At 44.1% G+C, this 18,258-nt stretch carries 19 protein-coding genes; 7 read left to right on the top strand and 12 right to left on the bottom strand.

The window, feature by feature from the left end; genetic code table 11:
* Positions 1-65 precede the first annotated feature (65 nt).
* From LZG74_RS01240 to LZG74_RS01230, 3 genes are all read left to right on the top strand, one after another.
* Complete coding sequence (locus LZG74_RS01240) at positions 66-1,052, top strand: formylglycine-generating enzyme family protein (RefSeq protein WP_233794840.1); 987 nt, start codon at positions 66-68, stop codon at positions 1,050-1,052.
* Positions 1,053-1,075: 23 nt separating this feature from the next.
* Positions 1,076-2,422 carry a Gfo/Idh/MocA family protein gene (locus LZG74_RS01235; protein WP_233794839.1) on the top strand — a complete coding sequence of 449 codons (1,347 nt, stop codon included), beginning with the start codon at positions 1,076-1,078 and terminating at the stop codon, positions 2,420-2,422.
* 125 nt (positions 2,423-2,547) lie between these two features.
* Positions 2,548-2,742: a hypothetical protein gene (locus LZG74_RS01230; protein ID WP_233794838.1), complete on the top strand. Its 195-nt coding sequence runs from the start codon at positions 2,548-2,550 to the stop codon at positions 2,740-2,742.
* Here LZG74_RS01230 and aroC read toward each other — a convergent pair.
* Together aroC and LZG74_RS01220 are read right to left on the bottom strand one after the other, a co-directional pair.
* Entirely contained in the window at positions 2,739-3,818 is a 1,080-nt protein-coding gene (gene aroC, locus LZG74_RS01225) for a chorismate synthase (RefSeq protein ID WP_233794837.1), read from the bottom strand. The two genes, LZG74_RS01230 and aroC, sit on opposite strands and share 4 nt — an antisense overlap.
* A gap of 7 nt (positions 3,819-3,825) precedes the next feature.
* On the bottom strand, positions 3,826-5,229 hold the full coding sequence (locus tag LZG74_RS01220) for a BatD family protein (RefSeq protein WP_233794836.1): 1,404 nt from the start codon (positions 5,227-5,229) through the stop codon (positions 3,826-3,828).
* 105 nt (positions 5,230-5,334) lie between these two features.
* On the opposite strand from LZG74_RS01220, the gene LZG74_RS01215 reads away from it, so the two are divergent.
* Entirely contained in the window at positions 5,335-5,541 is a 207-nt protein-coding gene (locus LZG74_RS01215) for a hypothetical protein (RefSeq protein WP_084439472.1), read from the top strand.
* Between the two features lie 74 nt (positions 5,542-5,615).
* Here LZG74_RS01215 and LZG74_RS01210 read toward each other — a convergent pair whose 3' ends face one another.
* The 6 genes from LZG74_RS01210 to LZG74_RS01185 form a co-directional block, all read right to left on the bottom strand.
* Complete coding sequence (locus LZG74_RS01210) at positions 5,616-7,379, bottom strand: tetratricopeptide repeat protein (protein ID WP_233794835.1); 1,764 nt, start codon at positions 7,377-7,379, stop codon at positions 5,616-5,618.
* Positions 7,380-7,469: 90 nt separating this feature from the next.
* The gene (locus LZG74_RS01205) at positions 7,470-8,426 is read right to left on the bottom strand and encodes a substrate-binding domain-containing protein (protein WP_233794834.1); all 957 of its coding nucleotides are present in this window, start codon (positions 8,424-8,426) and stop codon (positions 7,470-7,472) included.
* A gap of 221 nt (positions 8,427-8,647) precedes the next feature.
* Positions 8,648-9,472, bottom strand: a complete 825-nt coding sequence (locus LZG74_RS01200; RefSeq protein WP_233794833.1) for an energy transducer TonB — start codon at positions 9,470-9,472, stop codon at positions 8,648-8,650.
* Positions 9,473-9,501: 29 nt separating this feature from the next.
* Positions 9,502-10,083 carry a biopolymer transporter ExbD gene (locus tag LZG74_RS01195; RefSeq protein WP_026629394.1) on the bottom strand — a complete coding sequence of 194 codons (582 nt, stop codon included), beginning with the start codon at positions 10,081-10,083 and terminating at the stop codon, positions 9,502-9,504.
* A gap of 36 nt (positions 10,084-10,119) precedes the next feature.
* Positions 10,120-10,734: a biopolymer transporter ExbD gene (locus LZG74_RS01190; protein ID WP_233794832.1), complete on the bottom strand. Its 615-nt coding sequence runs from the start codon at positions 10,732-10,734 to the stop codon at positions 10,120-10,122.
* A 61-nt stretch (positions 10,735-10,795) separates the two neighbouring features.
* Complete coding sequence (locus tag LZG74_RS01185) at positions 10,796-11,635, bottom strand: MotA/TolQ/ExbB proton channel family protein (protein ID WP_026629396.1); 840 nt, start codon at positions 11,633-11,635, stop codon at positions 10,796-10,798.
* Positions 11,636-12,254: 619 nt separating this feature from the next.
* Between LZG74_RS01185 and gatC the strand changes: the two genes are divergently transcribed.
* Positions 12,255-12,542: an Asp-tRNA(Asn)/Glu-tRNA(Gln) amidotransferase subunit GatC gene (gatC, locus tag LZG74_RS01180; RefSeq protein WP_233794831.1), complete on the top strand. Its 288-nt coding sequence runs from the start codon at positions 12,255-12,257 to the stop codon at positions 12,540-12,542.
* Between the two features lie 25 nt (positions 12,543-12,567).
* Here the strand turns inward: gatC and LZG74_RS01175 are convergent, their stop codons facing one another.
* From LZG74_RS01175 to ruvX, 3 genes are all read right to left on the bottom strand, one after another.
* The gene (locus LZG74_RS01175) at positions 12,568-13,365 is read right to left on the bottom strand and encodes an amidohydrolase (RefSeq protein ID WP_233794830.1); all 798 of its coding nucleotides are present in this window, start codon (positions 13,363-13,365) and stop codon (positions 12,568-12,570) included.
* Positions 13,366-13,475: 110 nt separating this feature from the next.
* Positions 13,476-14,060 carry a peptide deformylase gene (gene def / locus LZG74_RS01170; protein ID WP_233794829.1) on the bottom strand — a complete coding sequence of 195 codons (585 nt, stop codon included), beginning with the start codon at positions 14,058-14,060 and terminating at the stop codon, positions 13,476-13,478.
* Between the two features lie 50 nt (positions 14,061-14,110).
* A complete protein-coding gene (gene ruvX / locus LZG74_RS01165) occupies positions 14,111-14,524 on the bottom strand; it encodes a Holliday junction resolvase RuvX (protein WP_233794828.1) in 414 nt (137 codons plus the stop codon).
* Positions 14,525-14,643: 119 nt separating this feature from the next.
* On the opposite strand from ruvX, the gene recJ reads away from it, so the two are divergent.
* Both recJ and lptB read left to right on the top strand, forming a co-directional pair.
* On the top strand, positions 14,644-16,356 hold the full coding sequence (gene recJ, locus LZG74_RS01160; RefSeq protein ID WP_233794827.1) for a single-stranded-DNA-specific exonuclease RecJ: 1,713 nt from the start codon (positions 14,644-14,646) through the stop codon (positions 16,354-16,356).
* Positions 16,357-16,398: 42 nt separating this feature from the next.
* Complete coding sequence (gene lptB, locus LZG74_RS01155) at positions 16,399-17,130, top strand: LPS export ABC transporter ATP-binding protein (protein ID WP_233794826.1); 732 nt, start codon at positions 16,399-16,401, stop codon at positions 17,128-17,130.
* Between the two features lie 357 nt (positions 17,131-17,487).
* Here the strand turns inward: lptB and LZG74_RS01150 are convergent, their stop codons facing one another.
* On the bottom strand, positions 17,488-18,204 hold the full coding sequence (locus tag LZG74_RS01150; RefSeq protein WP_233794825.1) for a hypothetical protein: 717 nt from the start codon (positions 18,202-18,204) through the stop codon (positions 17,488-17,490).
* Positions 18,205-18,258: the final 54 nt, after the last annotated feature.

Genomic DNA, 18,258 nt, shown 5'->3' with positions numbered 1-18,258 from the left:
GGGTAAATAGCATAATATTGCTCTTTATATTTAGTTATATGGTTCCATAGAACACATTTTAAATCATGTCCAAGCAATTTTTATTCCTATTCTCAACCGTTTTCATTTGTTTCACCGCAGCAGCACAAGACCCCAATTTTAAGAATTATACGCAAAAAATAGGAGGTAGCCCGCAAGTCTACGATATGGTCGCGATTCCCGGCGGCGAGTTTATGATGGGAAGTCCTGATTCCGAAAAAGGTCGCAGACCGGACGAAGGCCCGCAGCACAAAGTAAAGATCGAGCCCTTCTGGATGGGCAAAACCGAAGTGAACTGGGACATATATGACCTTTACGCTTTCAAAAACATGGAAAAGGAAATGGCAGCACGTCACCCTGATCCCGACAAAAGTGTTCAGAAGACCGATGCCAGCACTCGCCCAAGTCCTCCCTATGTAGATATGTCGTTCGGTATGGGAAGATCCGGATATCCGGCGATTAACATGACCCAATATGCAGCCATTCATTTTTGCAAATGGCTATATGAAAAAACAGGTGTTTTTTACAGATTACCGACTGAGGCTGAATGGGAATACGCGTGCCGCGCAGGTTCAAAAACAGCTTACTCATTTGGAGCCGACGAATCTAAATTAGACGAATATGCATGGCATCGTAAAAACAGTGATGCCGCTTACAAGAAAATCGGGTTAAAGAAACCCAATGCTTTCGGCTTGCATGATATGCATGGCAATGTGATGGAGTGGACATTGGATCAGTACATTCCTGATTATTATGCAAAACAACCTGCGGGCGAAAAATACGCTCCGGTTACCGAGCTTTATCCAACAGCCGTTCGCGGTGGTTCTTGGGACGATGAGCCTGCTGACTTGCGCAGCGCGGCCCGCACGGCTTCAAAACCGGAATGGAAGATCCTGGATCCGCAGCTTCCAAAAAGCGAATGGTGGATGACAAGTGCATCATTTGTTGGTTTCAGGGTAGTTAGGCCACTGAAACAACCGTCTCAGGAAGAGATAAATGCTTATTACAGCCCAAAATTGATTGAAGATTATTGAGATCATATTAAACTCTTAACATAATGGAACAAAATAGACGTGATTTTCTAAAAGCAACCGGCCTGTTTGCAGCGGGCGGTGCAATGTTGAATCCGGTTCGCGGATATGGCTTTAACAGTGCGGTGGATGAGACGATCAAAGTTGCTTTGATCGGTTGCGGAGGAAGAGGAACAGGTGCGGCTGCGCAGGCATTGAGCACAACGCAAAATGTGCAGATCGTTGCCATGGCAGATGCTTTTAAGGACCGTCTGGACGAATCATATAAGAACCTGACTGCGAAAAAATACAAAAATGCAGCAGGAACGGTTGTGGATACAAAATTGAAAGTTGATGTTCCTGACGACCGTAAGTTTGTAGGTTTCGATGCATTCAAGAAAGCCATTGCTTTAAAAGACGTAGATGTTGTCATCCTGGCAACTCCTCCGGGCTTCCGTCCTTCGCATTTTGAAGAAGCGGTGAAGAACAACAAGCACATTTTCATGGAAAAGCCGGTTGCTACGGATGCTCCCGGAATTCGTAAAGTGCTTGAAATCGCCGAAGAAGCGAAGAAAAAGAAATTGAATGTTGTGGTTGGTCTGCAACGCCATTACCAGGCTAATTATCTGGCTGCGATCAAACGCATTCATGACGGTGCAATTGGTGATATCGTAGGCGGGCAGGTTTACTGGGTTGGCAGCAGCCCGTGGATGAAAGAACGCCAGCCAAACCAAACTGAAATGGAATACCAAATGAGAAACTGGTATTATTTCAACTGGCTTTGCGGTGACCACATTTCGGAGCAGCACGTGCACAACATTGACGTCGCTAACTGGGTGAAAAAAGGTTACCCTGTTTCAATTCAAGGAACTGGCGGTCGCGAAGTAAGGACTGGAAAAGCATATGGCGAGATCTTCGATCACCATACACTTGACCTTGTTTACGCCGACGGAACCGTTATTTCCAGCCAATGCCGTCAGTTTGAAGGCACATGGAACAAGGTTGATGAGGCTTTCGTAGGAACAAAAGGCCGTATTGACAGCTTTGACGGTAAGAAAACCATTTTGAAAGATTACAAAGGCGGCGTGATTTATCAGCACGACGATAAAGGTGATAAAAACCCATATCAGGTTGAACACGACGAATTGTTTGCGGCCATTGCAAAAGGTGAATACAAATTTGCTGACGCAGAAAATGGCGCAAAAAGCACAATGACAGCCATTATGGGCCGTATGGCTACATATTCGGGCAAAATGATCAAATGGGATGAGGCATTCAACTCAGACATTAACCTATTCCCGGACAAACTGGCCTGGGATGCTTCGCCAAAAATCCTTCCGGGTCCTGACGGACTTTATCCGGTTGCAGTTCCTGGTAAGACGCAGGTTATTTAAGTTAATATGCAGTAAAAAAGGGCTCCAAGGAGCCCTTTTTTGTTTGTAAGTTGTGATAGAATTTCTAAATTGGAGTAGGAATGTCCATATGATGGAATTCTAATGTTGTACCAACGATATCATCAGTGAAACTTAGCCTGAGAAACGCTGTGCTCATTCTGCTAACCGGCATGCTTTTGCTTGCGGTCGGTGCCTCACTAAGATCGGATCAAAACAAATTCAGCAATCCTGTTATCCTCACCGCCCTGGCCATTGAATTCCTGGGAACAATCTGGCTCGTTCTGAGCCTGAACCAAAGGCGCAAACGCAACAAGATTTAAACTTTGCTGGACCGGTTACGAAGGTAAAAATCGGCTAGTACCAATGCTGCCATCGCCTCTACAATCGGAACGGCGCGCGGCACCACACAAGGGTCATGACGTCCCTTTCCCTGCACAATAGCCACATCCCCATGCTGATCAATGCTTTCCTGATCCTGCATAATGGTTGCCACCGGCTTAAACGCTACGCGGAAATAAATGTCTTCACCATTTGAAATCCCACCTTGCACACCTCCTGAATGATTGGTGCGGGTGTGGACTTTGTCTTCATCATCAATAAAAAACGCATCGTTATGCTGAGAACCCAGCAATGTTACGCCTTCAAAGCCGCTGCCGTACTCAAATCCCTTCACTGCATTAATGCTCAGCATGGCCTTTCCCATTTCCGCATGCAGCTTGTCAAACACAGGCTCTCCCCAGCCAGCCGGAACGCCTGTAATCACGCAATTCACAACGCCCCCCACAGAATCTCCCTGCTTTCTTACCGAGTCAATGTAATCGAACATTTGCTGCGCCATTTCAGGATCAGGACAACGGACGGCATTTGTTTCTGTTATTGAAAGATCGAGATCCTGATACGATTTTTCGAGTTTTAATGCCCCGACCTGTGACACGTAGGATTGAATATTTACGCCCAGATCAGCCAGGAGCAGCTTTGCCAGTGCGCCAGCCGCAACTCTTGCAGCAGTCTCCCTCGCAGAGCTCCTGCCGCCGCCTCTGTAATCGCGGACGCCATACTTCACCTGATACGTGTAATCCGCATGTGACGGACGGAACTGGGCAGCAATGTGCGAATAGTCTTTGCTGCGCTGATCTTCATTCCGGATGATCAGAGCAATGGGTGTGCCGGTTGTTTTGCCCTCAAACACTCCCGATAGCACTTCAAATTCGTCTGCTTCCTTCCGCTGCGTGGTAATTCTCGACTGTCCTGGCTTGCGCCTGGTCAGCTCGCTTTGTATAAAGTCCGAGTCGAAATTGACGCCTGCCGGGCATCCTTCTATGATCACACCAATGCCTGCTCCGTGCGACTCGCCGAATGTGGCTATTTTGAATATCTTACCGTACGTACTTCCCATTAAAAATTTACTTTCTGAATACCCAAACCATTGCGATCAATAGCAGAATTACTATGCCGTTGGTGGTGTCTTTTAAAATCTTTTTATAATCTATTGAATCTTTGCTGCTATCAAGGCTTTCCAGGTTGTCGTACAGCCCGGAAGAGCCGCTCAGTGATAAGTTAGCAAGCTTATAGTCCTCGCCCTTTACAGAAAGCATCTTTGCGGACCGCAATGTATCATACTTTGCTTTTGACAAATTGAAATACACCCATTGAAAATACCGTCCTAGCGGAAATTCCCCGTCCTTTCTGGGAACAACAAAGTAATCGAAAGTTTTCTCCCCTACCACACTTTGGTAGCTTCTTTTAATGATTTGACTTACTTCCGGCGGATAAATATCAAATGTAGAGTTGGATTGGATCGTCGGTGCCGGAATAGCGGCAATGTTCCCAACGCCTTCCACCTTGAACATGTAACGCACGCTCTCGCCGGGATAAACGAGCGTGCTGGACAGATTTTCCTTTAATGCATACTGCCCCACCGCAACCTGATCCCTTAACGGATGATCCGGCAACTGGCGCACGACAATAGCCGCCTTGTTGGACCTGAACGACCTTACCACTTTCCGCTCCACATTTACTGCCTTGCTGTTATCGATAACAAGCATTTGCAGCGCGATGGAAGGAAAAACAATGTCTTCGGTCGTGATGGGGAAAAGCCGGGCCTGGTACATGTTATATTCCGTATACCGGCGACCTCTGATTGTTATGCGACGTTTAACAATTTCCTCAATGCCCACGTTCTCTTCCCAGCAATTTGCCGGCCGTAATTGTTTGAGGATAGATTGCAATTGTTCATTGAAGCGGTAAAATTCCATTTGTACCGGCGCATTCTCAGCAATGTATAGAGAAATGCGCAACGCAAATCCTTCCCTAATAAAAACCGCCTTTTTATCCGTCTGGACGGATAGGAAAATCCCGTCGCCTGTATCTTCCACATCCGCCTCAAAAGTAGGGCTTACGCCTACGGAAACAGCGTCTCCCGGGCTTGCTTGCTGAGAAAAGACAACCATTGTCTCTTCTGATTTTAATTTGAGGCTGTTGATCGTGATCACGAACGCGGGAATGAGGTAGTTCCCTGGCTTAGCTGCGAAGTATTCCTGTGTGATGGTTTGTATCACCACTTTCTTGCCATCCACCGTGCTGATGGCACTGGTTGCTGACTTGCTTCTTTTTTCCAACCCATTTATTTCAGGAAAAATAACCGCCGGCCGCGTTTCTGCATCGCGTAACACAACCGATATGAGGAAAGGCTGATCCAATGATAAGTTTTTGGATCCTAATTCAATGGTAGAGGCATCATTAATAGTCTGGGCCAGAAGCGTACCAGAAAAACACAAAATAATATTTAATAACGCATATAATTTCATTAAATATTTTCGTTAGCTTTATTAGGAATTGCCGCTCTCAGACGTTTTTAATTTAATTCTGATGCATATTATTCACTTCCCTAAACCACAAAATTACATAATACTATGGCCTCCATGCTTGAATACATAAAAATTATTCTGCAGAAAGTTAGTTTCGACCGCAGATTGTTTGAAAAAGAACTTAGAAAAGCAATCCGTATGTTGATGCCAGCCGAGGTAAAAAGATTACGACAATGGTGTTACGATAATTACGGAACGGTACATCTACCAGTACTCAATACTTGTTTTGCGCGCCTGTCTTCATTAGGCTAGCATTTTTTACATTTTTATAATGAAAGAAGCCGCTTGGATATCCAAGCGGCTTCTTTCGTTATAACCTAACCGAATTATTTTTTCTTCGGTGTTGCTGCTGCTTTTGTTTTCGCACCAGCTTTTGCGCCTGCTGCTGGCTGCGTTTCAGCTGTTGGCGTAGCTAATCCTAATGCTTCTTTTGCAGATATGTTATCCGGATCCACTTTTAGAAGTTTCTCCCAATATTCCTTCGCCTTTGCTTCATCTTTCAATGTAGTTTGAGCGTGGAATGCAAGATAGCCATATGCCAATTTCAAATAAGACTTGTATTTGCTTGGATCTGGATCTTTTTCAGCCAGTTCAGTCAATTTCAAATAGTAAGGCTGAGAAATTCCCTTGTCAACGTTTTCTTGTCTGTCATATGCATTGTAAAGCGTACTTGCTCTCCAATAGTATCCATATGGCCAGTCAGGAAGTTTCTGAGTAACAGTCGCGAAGATCGAATCTGCTTTCAGGAATAATGTACGTCTTTCCATAGAAATCTTCGCGCTGTCTGCATAGTTTGAATCTGCAGCAGTTGGAAGCACTTTTGCAGTAGCCATCTGGAAGTTAGATAAACCAGTGTAGTAATAGTCATTCGCGCTTGCTTTTGCAGTATCCAATGCGATACCTTTTTCAAAGGTTGCAGCAGCGTTCGGGAAATCTTTTGCAGCATAATACAGTGCAGCAACTTCTTTGTATGCAGTTGCAGCTTCTGCTTTGCTCGTATCCATATCAGCACCTTTCAAAATGTAAGCAACACCGGTCGAGTCATATCCTTTTCCGTCTGTTACTTTCTGGTTGTATGCACGACCCAGATATTTGTAGTCATCACCAATTACTTTATCAGGAGCGATTTTGATGAATTCAGTCAAGTTCTGGATAGCCTCGTCCGGCTTGTTAGTCTTGAAGTTAGACCAGCCATACATACGCAATGTGATCGGGTTGTTGATTTTCCCTTTGATCTCTTCAAGCAGTTGCAATGATTTTGCATAATCGTCAGCTGTAAATGCAAACTGAGCAGCACGCAATTTCATTTCAGGATCAGTAGTTCCGCTTTTCTGGATATACAAATCGAAGTTTTCAGCAGCTTGTTTGTATTTCTGAGCCAAGAAGTACAACTCCGCAAGGTCTTTGTATGCCGGTGCAAAGTTAGGATCTGCTTCAATTGCCTTTTTATAGTTTTCTAGCGCCAGGTTGTAGTTTTTACCACGAAGGTAAATCTGACCAATCGCGTTGTGAGCAGTTGCGTAGTTCGGTTTCGCTGTCAAAGCATATTCGTAGGCCGTTACAGCAGCACCACCTTCATTACGTAACATTAATGCATCACCTTTTGCAAGATAGGCGTCAGCAAGATTTTTATCTCTTTTAACAGCTTCATCTAGCAATCTGATCGCCTCAGCTGGATCGTTGTTTTTTTCGAAAAGCGTGTAAGCCTCACCTATTCTGAAAAGAATCTCAGCATCTTTTTTCTTCTTCTTCTCTGCTTCGTCGAAAAGCTCTTTCGCCTTTGCTTTTTCTCCTTTGGCAAGAGCAACTGTTCCCTGACCTACTTTATTCAAATAGGATTTATCATCAATCGTAAGACCTTTATCAAAGGCTTTTTGCGCCTCGTCCAGTTGATTGGTTTTTATATAGTAATAACCAAGGTAATATTGGTTATCAGCAGAAGGCGTTGTTTCTGCGAGTTTTTTGAATAAATCGCCTGCTTCATTGTAACGTTCTCCGTTGATCAATGCTAAGCCGTCCTGCGTCGTTTGTGCGTGTAAATTAACAAACGCTAATAAACCAATTACCAGTGCTACTAATTTCATTCTCATGTTTCTGTTCATTTTTTACCCGGTTAAAATAATGATAAAAAATTTGGCTTTCCAATAACAAGTCCCAAATCTTAAATTGTATTACACTTCTTAAAAATTCTTCCCCGTGGTTATTTCAAGCTCCCTGGGGTAAGGTACAGTTGGCAATAAGCCCATTTTTTGAATTATTAAACCTCCTACATCCCGTGCGATATAGGTCATTAGTCCGCCTCCCAATCCCGAATATCCTTCACGGCTGATGATATATAAATCCCGGTGGAGGGGATATCTTTTAAATTCAAGTCCGCTTTGAAAGGGCTGAATATAGTTCGACAAAGAATCTGGATTAGCCTTTTGAGCAACACCCAATACGTTGATTCCTTTTGACAATTCTCTTGTTGCTAATGAATGCCCTTCGCTGATCCAGCTTACGCCTATAAAACCCAAATGAAGTGGGTTAGACCTGATATCTTTGATTACATTCTCGTTAGAACCAGCTGATGTAATACGCAAACGTTGAATGTCCTTGATCCCAAATTTATTAAGAATGAAATTCAAGTTGCTTGCATTGGCATTGTCAAACACCAATGTTATAGGCCCTTTTTGATTTCCTTCCTTCAACTGAGACCAATCCGTAATTTTCCCTTCCAGTATTGCCTTGATCTCGGGCATTGTTATTAAGCTGTCCGTATTGGATTTGCTTACTACCAACGCCAGCCCATCAGTTGCAATGTGCTGAAACTTATGGGATCCTTTCTGCTTCTTAATGAGCTCTGTCTCCTTCTCACTTAACTGCCTGGTCGAGAAAATGATCCGGGCACTATCGTTAAGCAATTGACGAATCGCTTCCTGCTCTGGCTTATACTCTAGCTTAAAATGCGTATTCGGGTAAATTCCTTCGTATGCATTGGTTAGCGCATTAACAATCGGCTTGAATGATTCGTCTGAGGCAACGGTAATGGTTCCCTGCCTCGGGTTATCAAGATCACCATTAGAACCACCGCAACCTTGCAAGCTCAGAAACGCTACTGATGTGCCGAGCAATATTCCGGCTGACCAAAATTTCATAGTTCTTTTTGATTTCTTCTTCTCCAAACCCTGTAACCTCTATAAGCTCCGTACAAAATAAGTGTGCCAGCGAAAGCATTCCTTGCCAGACTGCCAACAGGTAACAACCTAAATGACAAGGAGGAGAGGACTAAAAAGACCCCTCCTCCTATGTATGTCAGAGCCATTAACACAGAGGTTAGATCACCGATCTTCTCATGCAATGGTTTTTCCCTCATGAGTTACTCCAGCTGGAAATTGATTGGCAAGTTGTACTTAACACGAACTGCACGTCCTGATTGCTTACCTGGTTTCCACTTCGGCATTGCTTTCACAACACGGATAGCTTCTTCATCGCAACCAAAACCAAGTCCTTTCAATACAGCCACATCTTGGATACTACCATCCGTATTTACTACGAATGACATAAACACCCTTCCTGAAACGTTGGCACGTGAAGCTGCACTTGGGTATTTGATATTTTTACCTAAATACTTGTACATTTCAGCAGTACCACCTGGAAACTCGGGCTGCTGCTCAACAACGGTAAAAACCTTTTCCGGTTCTGGCGCTGCTTCTACAACTGTTCCTTTGCTTGGTGCCGCAACTGCTTCGGGAGCAACAATGATCTCGTTCGCGTTGGGATCTCCTTCAACTGTTTTATCTGCAACAACAGCTTCCTTAATTTCTTCTACTGTTGGTGGCGGCACCTCTTCAGGCACTTCTTCATCCTTTTTAACCTCAGGAGGCAAGAACTTCACCGTGTTCACCTTAGGTTGTTCAACCGGCGGTGGTGGCGGTGGTGGCGGTTCTGCCGGATCAATTGGCGGCGGTGGTATTTTCATTAAATCCACCTCAACCATTGCTACTTCTTCTTCCTCGCCAGCCGACAGTTTATTAATAATTGACGGTGTAAACATTGCAAGAACAAAGAGAGCTGCTCCGATTATGGTAGCCTTCGTCACATCGGCACGATAGCCCTGACGAAGTGAAAATGCTCCGTACGCCTTATTTCGATCAGCAAACACTATATCATCCAGTGTAGCATTCGGGCCTATTTCTGCCATGGCGCTTTGAATTTGATTTGATTAAATTGTTATTTTTCTACGATTTTGTCACCCAAGAGCTTTTTCTCCGAATCTGTCAGAGTCTCTACAAGTGCATATCTCTTTGATTTGGTAATGGCCATTTCGTCCAATACGTCAACCATGTTTTTATAGGTTGAAACCGGCGTTGGCTTGATTACCACAACAAAAGGATCGTTTCCTTTTTCATCCTTTGGATTTGCAGCATTGATACGCTTAGCAGAGTTGAAAATCACACTTCTCAAATCGAACCCGTAGCGGGTTGTTTTCAAAGATGCTTCTGCTTTATCGTCATCCGCAGCTACTCCATCCAGATAATATACATCGTCGTTGGCTCCCATGAACAGGGTCAACACTTTTGACGCTTTTAGCGGTTCGGTTTTTTCCTGGTCTTTTTCATCCGTCTTATCAGGAACAGCCAGCGTCATAGATGTCGGTTTCGACATAGTTGTTGCTAGCATGAAAAACGTGATAAGCAAGAATCCCAAGTCCACCATTGGCGTCATGTCTACACGGGTAGACATCTTTTTGCCCCGAACCTTACCGTCACCTTTGCCATGCCCACCACCACCGGATTCTTCAATTGCTGCCATTTTCTCTTCTTATTAAAATGATCTCTTTAATTAAAATTAATCGTTCGTGTAGCCGGCAGGCGCTTGTTCGCTACCTGTGATCAGGTTGAACTTGTTAATGTTCTGCGACTGTAAGTTAGACAACACGTCCTTGAAAACCGGGAACTTGGAAAGATTGTCACCTTTCAAAGCGATCCTCAATTGACTGTTAGCTTTACGAGCTGCATAAACCCAGTCAGCCAGTTCACTTGCCCCCGTAGAGTCAACCGGGATACCTGGTTGCTTCACATTCGGCATTTGCTCCTTCGACATATTCAACCAAGGTTTCAATTGGTTCAATGGAAATCCAAAGCTTGATTGCAATGCAAATTTTGCCTTCTCAGTCTCAGTGAACGTGATCCCTTTTGATTGACCAATGTTTTCAAGCATTGCTGCTCTTACCGGTTTTGCATCCACTCCAAAGAACACTTTGCCCGCTTTGTCAATACTAATGACCATAATGTCATCATCAGGAACTTTAATCTGCGAAATGGAAGAGGGTGTTGTAATCTCCGCTTCATTCGACTTAAAAGTTGCCGTCATGATAAAGAACGTCAGTAGTAAGAACGCTACGTCAGTCATCGCTGTCATATCTGTATGCGGCGCATGCTTCTTAGGTCTTACCTTTCCCATAGCAAATATATAAGTTTTTTGTATATTAACGAAACTTTCATATTAATAGTTCAAAAAACTATTAATAATGTGTAGCAAAGTTTGATTGAAGGCTTAGGCCAATTTCATCAATGCTATAAGTAAGGTCGTCAACACGGCTGTTCAGGTAAGCGTATGAGATCGTTGCGATCGCAGAAGTACCGATACCAAGTGCCGTATTAATAAGGGCCTCAGAGATACCTGTTGCAAGAGCAGCGGAGTCAGGAGAACCTGATGTACCAAGAGCCGCAAAGGCTTTGATCATACCGATTACCGTTCCAAGAAGTGCCAAAAGTGTAGATGCACCTGCAAGTGTTGCGATAATCGTAAGGTTTTTCTGAAGCATTGGAAGTTCAAGCGTAGTTGCTTCTTCGATTTCTTTCTGAAGCGCTGCCAGTTTCTGCTCTTTGTCAAGTGCAGTCTCCGTAGTCAGTTGCTTATATTTCAAAAGACCTGCTTTGATAACGTTACCAACAGAACCTTTTTGTCTGTCACATTCTTTAATTGCTTCTTCGATTTGGTTTTTGTCAAGAAGACCTCTCAGCTTCACAACGAATGCATCGATGCTTCCAGAACCCTGAGCCTTGTTCAAAGTGATCAAACGCTCGATTGTAAATGTTAACACGATCAGGAAACAAGTCATCAAAATTGGTACGATAGGACCTCCTTTGTAAACGATTCCGTAGTAATCACCATCGATTGGGCCTTTTGCGTGATCGCCATCTTTAAAGTGTTCGGGAGCTCCCAGAACAAAAATGTAAACTGCCAATGCAATCGCAAATAGTAGAGGGATTACCAATGCCGGGTTCAAACCGCCTTTGCCTTTTGTTGCTGCCGCAGCAGGCTTTGGAGCTGGTGCCGGACTTGTAGCTTTCTTTTCCATCAGACTTACTTTTAAAGGTTAAATTGAGATTTTGGTTGTGAATTAAATAAAACTTTTGGTTAAAACTGGATTTGGTAAAATAAAATTTTGATTGCGTTTTAGATATTAGCCTTCTACAAAAGTATGAGTTTTCCTTTTAAAAAAAAGCAAGCATTTCGTCAGTTTTTTTCCCGAAATTTTTGACATAGCACTTACAAATTGCATAATTTAAAGAAACCCGCACGTTTAATTTTCTTAGTTATTCTCGAATTTGTACTGATTCAGAACTAAATGCAATCTAAATTCAAACTTATACATAATTGTACTCTTTACAATGATCGCTGCGAACATGTTTTTCAAAGCTGCCAATTGTATTTCAAAATATTTCAACAATCTCGTAGAAAAGCAAATATTATTTTTCTCCTACTATTAGTTAAACAACAATTTTAAATTTCGGATAACCCCTATTTTATGTGCTAGGGCAAATTTTACTAAAACAACAGAAGCAAGACACCGGTTTCCATCGTCAATGCTTACAGTTCCCGAATAATTTGTCACCATGGAAAACAGAATCGCAAAAATCAGGTAATTTTGACATCCGTTTCAGTCCCCGACGGTAACTTAACAAATTCATAACATCATGAAAATTGACAAGGAGTCTCTTAAAAAAATAGCCCACCTGGCCCGTTTGGAGATAAAACCAGAGGAAGAAGAAGGCATTTTAAAGAGTATGGACTCGGTATTGACGTGGATGGAGCAGCTGGATGAGGTAGATACTGATGGCGTTGAACCTCTGACTCATATCCTTAGCGAAGTGAACAACTGGCGCGAAGATGTGGGCGTGAACACAATGACGAGGGAAGATGCACTCGCAAATGCACCGGCAAAAAATGCTTCCTATATAATGGTCCCGAAGGTGATTGAGTAACTTATAGGACACTTTGTCCGTGTGCTCACCAATTTATCTGAAAATCGTCGGCATCATTCAATGCTGGGAAAGCGACCCGGTACGCATCAAGATCACCTTTATGGAAAGTGACGATCTTTTCCGTTTCTGCATTGGCCAGCATACTCAGCGGCTCCCCAAGATAATCGAGCGCAACCGAATCTCCCTGGTAAGTTAGCCCATTCGCATCCGAGCCAACGCGGTTCACGCCTACCACATAGCTTTGGTTTTCAATAGCGCGGGCTTTTAACAAAGTATTCCAGGCATGCGCACGCCTGGCCGGCCAATTCGCTATATATATAAGGATGTCGTAAGGATCGGAAGCACTATTACGGCTCCAAACGGGAAACCGGAGATCGTAGCAAACCAATGGGCAAACCTTCCAGCTCTTGTAATTAATGATTAGCCTGGATTTCCCGGGTGTATAGGTAAGGTGCTCATTTCCAAAACTGAAAAGATGCTTCTTATCATTAAATACATAGGAACCATCGGGAGCAACGCACATTAACCGATTGTAGAACCTCCCTTCTTCCTTTACAGCAAAGCTCCCGATGACCAGCGCGTTCGCTTGTGCAGCCATTTGCTTCATCCAGCGCGTGGTGGTGAAATTCATGGGTTCGGCAGCTGCGGTGTTCATCGTGAAACCCGAGTTGAACATTTCCGGAAGCACAATAATATCCACCGGACCCGACAGTGTCGCTATTTTTTCTTCAAGCGTTGCCAGGTTAGCAGTCGTGTTTTCCCAAAACAGGTCGGTTTGAATTAAAGCGACCGACAATGTTTCCGTAGACTGTTCTGCTATCATGGTGGATGCTTTAATGAGTGAATGAGTAAGTGAGTAAGTGAGTGGGCAATGACTTCATTGCTATTGTTTTATTCAGTCATTCACTCATTCACTCCTTCACTCATTAAAAATTATCTCCTTCCCGGAAACCGCATGCGGTAATCTGAGTCTACATTTCCTTTTGTAATGTCGGCGAGTTTCCTTTTGATCAATTGCTTTTTCAATGTTGGCAGGTAATCGACGAAAAGTTTACCTAACAAATGATCATATTCGTGCTGAATGATCCTGGCGGCCATTCCGGTATATTCTTCGGTATACTCATTCCAATCCGTATCGCGGTAACGGATTTTCACGCGCTCGGGGCGGTATACATCGCCACGGATCCCCGGAATGCTCAGACAGCCTTCTTCAAATGCCCATTCTTTACCATCTTCTTCCAGGATTTCAGGATTGATGAATGTTTTTTTGAAATCAGCCAATGAAAGATCCGGTTCATCGTCGTCGTCATCGTCCTTTTCACTGAACGGCGTAGCGTCCACCACAAAAACACGGATATTCATGCCGATCTGCGGCGCTGCCAGCCCTACCCCATTTGCACCATGCATGGTCTCAAACATATCTTCTGAAAGTTTTTTCAGATCAAGCTGGTCTTTTTCAATGAATTGGGTTGGTTTTCTCAGGATCGGATCTCCGTATGCTACGATGGGATAAATCATTGTAATGCGACTTTATTCGTTGTAATATAATGTAACCTGTAAATGCCCGCTCACCTTTTACTTTCCATATAAGACTGGAGAATGATCGTGGCGCTTATTTTATCAATGTTGCCCTTTTCCCGTCGGTCGCTCTTTTTCGAGCCCGACGCGATCATGGATTGCAGGGCCATCGACGACGTGAACCTTTCGTCGTGTGTGTGTACAGGAATGTCCGGAAATGTTTTTTTCAGAATCTTGATAAATGCGGTTACTCTTGCCGCATTCTCACTTTCCGTATTATCAAGCCTTTTCGGCATTCCTACTATAAATGCTTCGATTGGCTCACTGGCTGCGTATTTCTTTAAAAACTCCGTTAAGTCATGCGTCCTGACCGTATCAAGGGCAGTGGCAATGATCTGCAAAGGATCTGTAACAGCAATACCGGTGCGCTTGGCACCATAATCAATCGCCAGAAGACGCGGCATTTATCTTAAAGAATGTTAATTGCTTGCAAAGATAAGACCTTTCAATTAGCTTTTCCTGATAGTGCGGGCTCAATATAGATTTTGATACACGCATCACAGAATCCGATTATCTTTGTTTCATGATTGAAAAGCGCTGGATACACAACCCTGAATTTACTTCTGAACAAACACACATTGTCCTGGAACTGGCCGAATCGTTAAAAGTAAGCCCGTCGCTGGCTACTCTTTTGGTACAACGCGGCATCCTTGATTTTGAGCAATCCCGAAACTTTTTCCGCCCCGACCTTGCGCATTTGCATGATCCGTTTTTAATGCAGGACATGTACGCGGCCGTCAGCAGGCTGAATGATGCGATCAGAAATGGTGAAAAAATATTGGTTTACGGAGATTATGATGTGGACGGCACCACTTCCGTCGCATTGTTCTACGGTTTTTTAAAGAAAATTTACCCAAATCTCGATTATTACATTCCCGACCGTTACGAAGAAGGCTACGGCGTTTCCTGGCAAAGCATTGACTGGGCGCACGAAAACGGCTTTTCACTCATTGTAACATTGGATTGCGGTGTAAAATCGGTTGATAAAGTTACTGCTGCCAAAGAAAGAGGCATCGACTTCATTATATGTGATCACCACCGCCCCGGTTCTGAGCTGCCGCCGGCAGTTGCTGTCCTCGACCCAAAAAGAGATGATTGCGCATATCCTTATAAAGAACTCACAGGCTGCGGCGTTGGATTTAAACTACTGCAAGCCTTCTGTATAGACAATGAAATAGACCCGGCGGGTTTGTTCGATCATCTGGACCTGCTGGTGATCAGCATTGCTTCGGACATTGTGCCTATTACGGGTGAAAACCGGATTTTGGCATATTATGGTTTGCAAAGATTAAATGCTGCACCAAGATGTGGCGTTAAAGCATTGATCCAAATCGCCGGATTGAATGGTGTGCTGGACATTACCAATGTGGTTTTTGGTCTCGGGCCAAGAATTAATGCGGCTGGACGCATCAAGCATGCCAAGGAAGCAGTAAGACTTTTACTATGTGAGGAACACGAAGAAGCAGCTGATTTTGCACACGAGATTAACAAGCACAACAGCGAGCGACGAACCTTTGACACCAGCATCACGGAACAGGCGCTTTTCATGATTGAAAACGACGAGTGGTTTACGACTGCAAAAAGTACCGTATTATATAAGGAAGACTGGCACAAAGGCGTGATCGGAATTGTGGCGAGCCGGTGCATTGAAAAATACCATCGCCCTACCATTATATTAACGCAATCACATGGAAAAGCCGCAGGTTCCGCACGGTCGGTTCCGGGATTTGATGTATATGAAGCCATTGAGGAATGTGCGGACCTTTTGGAACAATATGGCGGGCATACTTTCGCAGCAGGGCTTACATTGCCTTTGCAAAATGTGGAAGCATTCAAAACGCGTTTCAATGACATTGTAAGCAGCCGTATCTTACCCGATCAACTCATCCCGATGATCAATATCGATATGTTGCTCGAACTGGATGTGATCACGCCGAAATTTTATAATATTCTCCGTCAAATGGGCCCATTCGGTCCCGGAAACATGACGCCGATTTTTGAATCCCGCAATGTTTCACTGGCGGGAAGGCCAACGATCATGAAGGAAAAGCATCTTAAATTCGATGTGAAGCAGAATGAGTCCGGAATATTCACGGCGATCGGCTTCGGCATGGCGCACTTTTATCCTGATTTAATTAACGGAAGGCGGTTTTCGATCGCCTATTGCCTGGAAGAGAATAACTTTCGGGACAAAAAAACGTTACAACTGTCTTTAAAAGACATCAAGTTTCTTTAAGCCCTCAGCATGCGCTCTGGGCCAGCAAACAGATAAAAAACAATGATATTAAGAACCGAAAACCTTGTAAAAAAATACGGGGTTCGTCTTGTCAACAATAATGTAAGCTATCAGGTTGAACAGGGCGAAATTGTAGGTTTGCTTGGGCCGAATGGTGCTGGTAAAACAACCTCTTTTTACATGGCCGTAGGATTGGTTAAGCCCAACAGCGGAAAAGTTTACCTGGACGATAAGGACATTACGAGCCTTCCTATGTACAAGCGTGCGCGCCTGGGCCTGGGCTATCTGGCGCAGGAAGCCTCTGTTTTCCGATCATTGACGGTTGAGGAAAACATTCGTGCTGTGCTGGAAATGACAGACCTCTCCCGCGCCGATCAAAGACAGAAAGTGGAAGAACTGCTGGAAGAGTTTCACCTGACGCACGTGCGGAAAAGTAAGGGAATGGTGCTTTCGGGAGGAGAACGCCGCCGGACCGAAATCGCCCGCGCACTGGCAGTGGACCCTAAATTTATCCTGCTCGACGAACCGTTCGCAGGCGTTGACCCCATTGCGGTGGAGGATATCCAAAGCATTGTGGCCAAACTGAAACACAAAAACATCGGCATCCTTATCACCGATCACAATGTAAATGAGACGCTGTCGATCACCGACCGGGCTTATTTATTATTTGAGGGAAAAATATTGAAGCAAGGAAGTGCCGAGGAACTGGCAGAGGACGAAGTGGTAAGGCGCGTTTACCTGGGACAGAACTTCGAGTTGAAGCGCAAAATCTAGCAAGCATTACACATAGAAAAGGGAACGCTTCGCGGCATTCCCTCTCTTATAATTATTCACCATGAACTGTTTGGGCTCTTTTCAGATCCCGCAGTTATTATTTTTTAGGACACTTTTTACAGTGCTTCCCTTTCTTTTTATATTTCTCGCAGCACTTCTTGAATACACATTCCGTATTCTCGCCGAATGATTTCATCCAGGTCACCTCTCCAACTGCACAGTCCGCAGGATCATTCAATGTAAAAGCGCTCATCGTTTGCTATTAATGTGTAGCAAATGTAGTCGCTATTTAGAATCATTCAAACAAAAGCCGAAAATTATTTTGAACAGATCTAAATTATAGCTTTTCGGAGTGGCTTACTGGATCTTTTCCCAAATCTCATGAATAGGCTTCCCATCGCTGCTTTTGCCACTATGGTCCCAGCGGCCGTTTTCAAGCTTGTGATCAAATGTCAGAGACGAGCCGACCCGATTGTTGTCTTTGGAGAAAAACTGGATTTTTTCAGTGTATTTACCATTCTTAACCGTATAAGTGCCTCCGCCTGTTGCGTAAAAGCCTTTCACACCCGGATCAATGGCGAACCATTGAAAACGGGTTGCTGACAACAATTTCAATGTTTTCCGTGTGCCTTCCTGATGAATTTTCACCAATGCACCCTGATCGCCTGCCTTCTCTGTAATGTGCCATGCGCCGGCCATCGGTGCAGATTTTGCATCATCCACGCGCATCCAAACCATGGCCTCTTCATATTTCAAAGTGAGAATATCGTCTTTTACAGTCACCGTAAAAACAATCGGAATGCCAATTTTCAGGGAATCCGCAGAATTGAACTCAGGTGTATAAGTCATCTGGTCGCCACTCATTGTGAACGGGCCGCCTTCTGTTCTTTCAAAGTATTTATTACCAGTACTATAGGAAGCAATTGCGAGGTAATTATCAGCGACAATGAGCGTAGATGCGCTCCCCGTCGGTTCCTGGGACTTCCATGCGCCTTTCGGAACTTGCGGCAGGCGCTCCTGGGCAAATCCGATGAGGGAAGCTAGAACAAATGTGGCTGTCAGTAAATGTTTCATGGGTTGTTTAGATTTTTGATATGCAATATACGTTATCAAAATTATGCCACCCGG

The sequence above is a fragment of the Dyadobacter sp. CY327 genome (genome assembly GCF_021390415.1).
Taxonomy (GTDB): Bacteria; Bacteroidota; Bacteroidia; order Cytophagales; family Spirosomataceae; genus Dyadobacter; species Dyadobacter chenhuakuii.
The sequence above is the reverse complement of the archived record's forward strand: the minus strand, read 5'-3'. Positions and strand labels throughout refer to the sequence as shown.